This window comes from Dactylosporangium sp. NPDC049742 (genome assembly GCF_040674675.1).
In the GTDB taxonomy this organism is placed as follows: Bacteria; Actinomycetota; Actinomycetes; order Mycobacteriales; family Micromonosporaceae; genus Dactylosporangium; species Dactylosporangium maewongense.
The window spans coordinates 155131-161130 of record NZ_JBFANF010000024.1 but is presented as its reverse complement, the minus strand read 5'-3'; the positions used below and the strand labels follow the sequence as shown (position 1 = coordinate 161130).

Sequence of the window (6000 nt, the reverse complement as noted above, 5' to 3'; positions counted from 1 at the left end):
CGCCGGTGCGCCGGTGGCGCACCGGCGGGCCAGGCCGCCCAGGCGGCGGGTCGCGGTGCTCGCGGCGGCGCTGACGGTCGGCGTGCTCGCCGGGGCCGGGGTCGCCGCCGGTGCCGGCAGGCTGCCCGGGCCGCTGCAAAGTGCCGCGCACGACTGGATCGACCAGGTCCCCGACCACGACCCGGCGCCCGCGCCCGCGGTGCCGACCCGGACCGTGCGGACGGTGTCACCGAGCACGCCCGCCGCGCAGCGGTCCAGCGAGCCGGCGGTGACCCCGAGCCCGGCGGCCCCGACCGCCACGGCCGGCAAGGACATGCGGAAGCTCTGCAGCGACTGGCAGAAGGTCCGCGACGACCCGCACCGCAAGCCGATGGACCCCGAGGACCTCAACGCGCTGACCGCCGCCGCGGGAGGTGCGGACCGGATCGAGGCGTTCTGCGGCCTGTCGCCGGCGCCGACCGGTACCAAGTCGAAAAACAACCGCTCGTCCAAGAACGCGTGACGTGATCGCGCGACCGGCGTTGAGCACCACGACGACGGACGATCGCGACGGGAGTGGACGCCATGGACGGGACCACGGAACAGCTGAGCATGACCGCCGCCGAACTGTCGTTCCTGCTGGCCAGCGGTGGCCAGCCGGGCGAGGCGCCCCGGCTGCTGGGCCTGACCGACGCCGACCGGGCCGACGCGGTCCTCAGCGCCGGGCTCGGGTCGCTGCTGCTGCGCCACCTGGCCGCGCCCGTCGGCGGGCAGAAGCTGGAGATGGCGCCGGCGGTCGCCGCGGTTGCCGCCGGGCTGCACCGGCCGCGCGCGTTCGTGCAGGTCGGCCTGACCGCGGAGGACCACGCCGACGGGGCGCTGCTGTTCGAGGCGGAGATGACCCGGTTCCTGGTCGCCGCCCGCGCGTACCGCTGCTACGACATCACCCCGATCGGCGCCGACGTCGACGTGCGCGAGCCGCTGCTGGGGATCGCGGACCGGTTCCTGCACCGGCACCGGCCCGCCGTCGCCACGTTCAACACCTCGACCGTGCAGGACGTCGCCCGTGGCATTGCCCCCGCCCGGGCGACCCTCGCGTCGGCGACCGACGGCACGTGGCGCTTCGTCGGCAGCGACGGCACCGACGAGGCCGCCACCGTGGTGGACAGCTTCGACGAGGCCGCCGCCCTCATGCGCGACGAGCTGGCCAAGATGCTGCCGGTGTTCCAGCCCCAGCCCCAGACCTGACGGGCGACGCCCCCAGCCTTGACGGGCGGCGGCGTCAGTCCCAGCCGTACGAGGAGCGCAGCCGCTCGGCGATCTGGTCGAAGCGCCCCCGGTCGAGGATGGCGCCCTCACGACGGATGCCGTGCTCCTCGACGGTCAGGACCCGGTCGAGGCGGACCCAGCTGGGCCGCTGGTCGCGGTCCCACGAGCCGGGCCCGAGGGCGAACCAGTTGCGCTGGCCGTCGCGCTCGCTCTGGCTGGACAGCATCAGCCCGACGAGCTCCGTGCCCTTGCGCCCGACGACGAGGACCGGCCGGTCCTTGCCCTGGTTGGGGTCGTCCTCGTACTCCACCCACGTCCACACGACCTCGCCCGGGTCGGCGGCGCCGTCGAGCTGCGGGGCGTACTGCAGCAGCTTGTCGCTGACGTGCTTCGGCGGCGGTCCCGGCTTGTGCAGCGTCGCCCTGCCGGCCGGCGCCGAGCGGGGTGGCGTGGGCACCGGCTGCGTGGGCGCGGGGGCGGACGGGCGGGCGCCGAGCCGGGTAGCCAGGTTGCGAAGAAGTCGTTTCACGCGGACGACCATAGTCCCGATCGTCTGGACGGCGCTTGCCAGCGCACTGGACACTGTCGTTCATGTACGACTTCGATGTCCTCGTGCTCGGTTCCGGCCCCGGCGGGCAGAAGGCGGCCATCGCGGCCGCGAAGCTCGACCGGCGGGTCGCCGTCGTCGAGCGGCGCCACATGATCGGTGGTGTCTGCATCAACACGGGCACCATCCCGAGCAAGACCCTGCGCGAGGCGGTGCTCTACCTGACCGGCCTGAGCCAGCGGGAGATGTACGGGCAGAGCTACCGCGTCAAGGACGACATCACCGTCGGCGACCTGGGCGCGCGCACGCAGCACGTGATCGGCCGGGAGATCGAGGTCATCCGCAGCCAGCTGGCCCGCAACCGGGTGAAGCTGCTGCAGGGCACCGGCGTCTTCGTCGACCCGCACACGCTGTCGATCTCCGACGAACACGGGCACTCGTCGCTGGTGTCCGCCGAGAAGATCATTCTCGCCGCGGGCACCCGGCCGGCCCGCCCGGACAGCGTCGAGTTCGACGACACGACGATCATCGACTCCGACGGCATCCTCAACATCGACAAGATCCCCGCGTCGATGGTCGTGGTCGGCGCCGGAGTCATCGGCATCGAGTACGCGTCCATGTTCGCCGCCCTCGGCACCAAGGTCACCGTGGTCGAGCGGCGCGACCGCATGCTCGACTTCTGCGACCTGGAGATCATCGAGGCGCTCAAGTACCACCTGCGGGACCTGTCGGTGTCGTTCCGCTTCCGCGAGTCCGTCGCCGCCGTCGAGCGGCACGGCCGCACCGCCGTCGCGGTCCTCGCCAGCGGCAAGCGGATCGCCGCCGACGCCGTCATGTACTCCGCGGGCCGGCAGGGCGCCGCCGACCAGATCGGCCTGGAGAAGGCTGGCCTGGAGGCCGACAAGCGCGGCCGGATCACCGTCGACGAGCACTTCCGCACCGAGGTGCCGCACATCTACGCCGTCGGCGACATCATCGGCTTCCCGGCGCTCGCCTCGACCTCGATGGAGCAGGGCCGTCTCGCCGCCCACCACGCGTGCGACGAGCCGGTGCGCGGCATGCAGCTGCTCCAGCCGATCGGCATCTACACGATTCCCGAGATCAGTTTCGTCGGGCGTACCGAGGACGACCTCACCGACAACAACATCCCGTTCGAGGTCGGCATCTCCCGCTACCGCGAGCTGGCGCGCGGGCAGATCATCGGCGACTCGTACGGCATGCTGAAGCTCATCGTCTCGCCAGAGGACCGCAGCATCCTCGGCGTGCACGTCTTCGGCACCGGGGCCACCGAGCTCGTCCACATCGGCCAGACCGTCATGGGCTGCGGCGGCACCGTCGACTACCTCGTCGACGCCGTCTTCAACTACCCGACGCTCGCCGAGTCGTACAAGGTGGCCGCCCTCGACGCGATGAACAAGATGCGCTCGGTGTCGCGCCTGACGGCGTGATGGTGTGACGGGTACCACACCGCAGAACTCCAACCTCGGGCCCGGCCGATGAAGTTACAGGGAGGCGGACGACGACACGGGGGAAGGCGCGCATGCTGCGACACGTGAGGCTGGTGCTGGTGGCGGTGCTCCTGGCTGCCTCGGCCGGTTGTACGGGTGACAAGCCGGCCGAGGATCCGTTCGCCGCGTTCGTCGCCGGGTGGCAGCGGGCCGACCTCACGGGCGTCGAGCTGCGCACGCCCGCCGGGCAGCCCCTGGCCGCCGACGCCGCCAAGCAGCTGCTGGCGGGCACCGAGGGCGACCTGGCGGCCCGCCGGCCCGCGCTGACGAGGAGCGGCGCGGCGACTGTGCGCAAGAACGACGCCAGCACCAAGCTCGGCGTCGACTGGACGCTGCCCGACGGCCGGCACTGGGCGTACGAGACGACCGTCGACGCCCGCAGGATCGACAACCGGTGGGCGGTCTACCTCGGCCCGGCCGTCGTGCACCCCGACCTGCCCGACGGCCGGCGGCTGACGCTGCGCTCCACCCCGGCGAACCGCGGGGTCGTCCTCGCCGCCGACGGCACGCCGATCGTGTCGGAGATCCCCGTCGTGCACATCGGGGTCGAGCCGCGGCTGGTCCGCGACGTCAACGCCCTCGTCCAGCGGCTCGACCTGGTGTTCCGGTCCGTGCGGGTCGACGTCGACACCTCGGCGCTGCCGGGGCGGCTCGCGGCCGCGAAGCCCGACGCGTTCGTCGACCTCGTCACGCTGCGCCAGACCGACTACGCCGAGATCGAGCGGGACCTCGCCGCCACCGACGGGATCGCCACCCGGACCGGCACCCTGTCCCTGCCGCTGACCCGCACGTTCGGGCGGGCGCTGCTGGGCACCTCCGGCCCGGCGACGAAGGAGCTGATCGACGCCGGCGGCGGCGTGCTGAAGGCCGGCGACATCACCGGGCTCACGGGGCTGCAGCGCCGCTACGACACCGCCCTGCGCGGCACACCCCGGGTCGAGATCGTGGCCGCCGACCCACAGGGGGCGAAGGCGGCCGACAAGGTCCTGTACACCGCGTCCGCCGTCGACGGGGCCCGGGTGCGCACGACGATCGAGGTGAAGACGCAGCAGGCAGCGGAGGCAGCCCTGGCGGCGACCACGAAGCGTTCCGCGCTGGTCGCGATCCGGATCGCCGACGGCGCCGTGCTCGCCGCCGCCAACGGCCCCGACGCCGCCGGCTACAACCTCGCCTTCCAGGCCGAGCTGCCCAGCCCACCGCTCGGCATCGACGCCGCCGCGGCCGGTTTCGGCGCTTCGTGGAAGCTCGGCGCCGACATGTACACCGGCAAGACCACCGCGGCCGGCGTCGTCGGCTCACCCCTCGTCTACGCGGGCGCCGCCGCCGCAGCCTCCCGGGGCCAGTGGCGCCAGCCGGTCCTGCTCACCGAACCTTCCCCCGGCCCACCCGCCACCGACGGCCCACCGGTCACAGGCACACTGACCGTCCCGACCATGTCCGTCGGCGTCCGCGGCGGCGTCGCGTACTGCGTCTACGTCGAAGGCGCCGGCCAGGACGTCACCGCCCCGATCGCCGACGCCTTCCTGAAATCCTTAACCACCTGAGACCCACGCCGCTCGGTTGACACGGCCGGGGCACGACACGCCCCACCGGTTCGCCTGGGCGGGTGGTGCCGCGAGCACTGCCGGCCGACGCGGTCCCGCTGTGCCCGCCGGACCCGCGTTGAGGCGGCCGGCCCGGTTGCGCGGGTGCCTGCGTCCAGCGCTGCGGTGCTGCTGTTCCCGGTCGGCGGTTGAGCCTTGGTCGGCGGGTCGGGTTGCGGCCGCTGCTGACGGACGCGGTGCCGTTGTGTCTGCTGGACGCGCGTCGACGCGGCCGGCCCGGTCGCGCGGGACCCCGGCGGGCGTCGCCGTGCTGTCGTTCCGGTCGGCGGCTACGCCCCGGTCGGCCGGGGCGGGTCGGGCTGCGGGCGCTGCTGGTGGACGCGGTGCCGCTGTGTCCGCTGCACACGAGTCGACGTGGCCGGACTGGTCGCGTGTGCTTGCAGTCGGGCCGGTCGCGCGAGGGTGCCCGCGGCTGGCGTCGCCGTGCTGCTGGTCGGTGGCTGCGCCCTGGTCGGCCGGGGCGGGTCGGGCTGCGGGCGCTGCTGGTGGACGCGGTGCCGCTGTGTCCGCTGCACACGAGTCGACGTGGCCGGACTGGTCGCGTGGGTGCCCGCGGTCGGTGCCGCCGTGCTGTTTTGCGGTCGGCGGCTACGCCCTGGTCTGCAGGGCGAATGTCGCGTCTGCCGGTGCGCGGTGGCGTCGCGTGCTGCCTCTACGTCGACGGCGTCGATCCGGTCGCCGAGGCTGTCTTGAAGGCACGGAGCGCCTGAGGAGCGCGCCGCGCGCCGTTCGGTTGATGCGGCACGGACACGACCCGGCCCGTCGGTTCGTCGGGCGGGTCGGGCTGCGGTCGCTGCTAGCGGACGTGGTGCCGTTGTGTCCGCTGTGCGTGTGCCGACGCGGCCGGACCCGGTCGCGCGGGTGCCCGTGGTGGCGCTGTCTGTGCTGCCGTTCCCGGTAAGAGGCTTTGCCCTGGTCGGCTGGTCGAGTTGCGGTCGCTACTGGCGGATGCGGTGCCGTTGTGTCTGCTGTGCGCGCGTCGATGCCGCCGGCCCGGTCGCGCGGGTGCCTCGGCGGGCGTCGCCGTGCTGTCGTTCCGGTCGGCGGCTTCGCCCTGTTCGGCCGGGTCGGGTCGGGCTGCGGGCGCTGCTGG

Annotated in this window: 4 protein-coding genes and 1 pseudogene; 4 read left to right on the top strand and 1 reads right to left on the bottom strand. The window is 73.5% G+C overall.

Features of this window, described 5'->3' with window-relative positions; genetic code table 11:
• Both AB0J72_RS27905 and AB0J72_RS27900 read left to right on the top strand, forming a co-directional pair.
• Positions 1 to 502, top strand: a pseudogene (locus AB0J72_RS27905) (hypothetical protein); the annotation flags it as partial.
• A 62-nt stretch (positions 503 to 564) separates the two neighbouring features.
• Positions 565 to 1227: a hypothetical protein gene (locus tag AB0J72_RS27900; protein ID WP_363403580.1), complete on the top strand. Its 663-nt coding sequence runs from the start codon at positions 565 to 567 to the stop codon at positions 1225 to 1227.
• 34 nt (positions 1228 to 1261) lie between these two features.
• On the opposite strand, the gene AB0J72_RS27895 is transcribed toward AB0J72_RS27900, so the two are convergent.
• Positions 1262 to 1777: a type II toxin-antitoxin system PemK/MazF family toxin gene (locus tag AB0J72_RS27895; RefSeq protein ID WP_363403579.1), complete on the bottom strand. Its 516-nt coding sequence runs from the start codon at positions 1775 to 1777 to the stop codon at positions 1262 to 1264.
• Positions 1778 to 1839: 62 nt separating this feature from the next.
• Between AB0J72_RS27895 and sthA the strand changes: the two genes are divergently transcribed.
• The gene (gene sthA, locus AB0J72_RS27890; RefSeq protein ID WP_363403577.1) at positions 1840 to 3243 is read left to right on the top strand and encodes a Si-specific NAD(P)(+) transhydrogenase; all 1404 of its coding nucleotides are present in this window, start codon (positions 1840 to 1842) and stop codon (positions 3241 to 3243) included.
• Between the two features lie 104 nt (positions 3244 to 3347).
• On the top strand, positions 3348 to 4847 hold the full coding sequence (locus tag AB0J72_RS27885) for an NTF2-like N-terminal transpeptidase domain-containing protein (RefSeq protein ID WP_363403575.1): 1500 nt from the start codon (positions 3348 to 3350) through the stop codon (positions 4845 to 4847).
• Positions 4848 to 6000: the final 1153 nt, after the last annotated feature.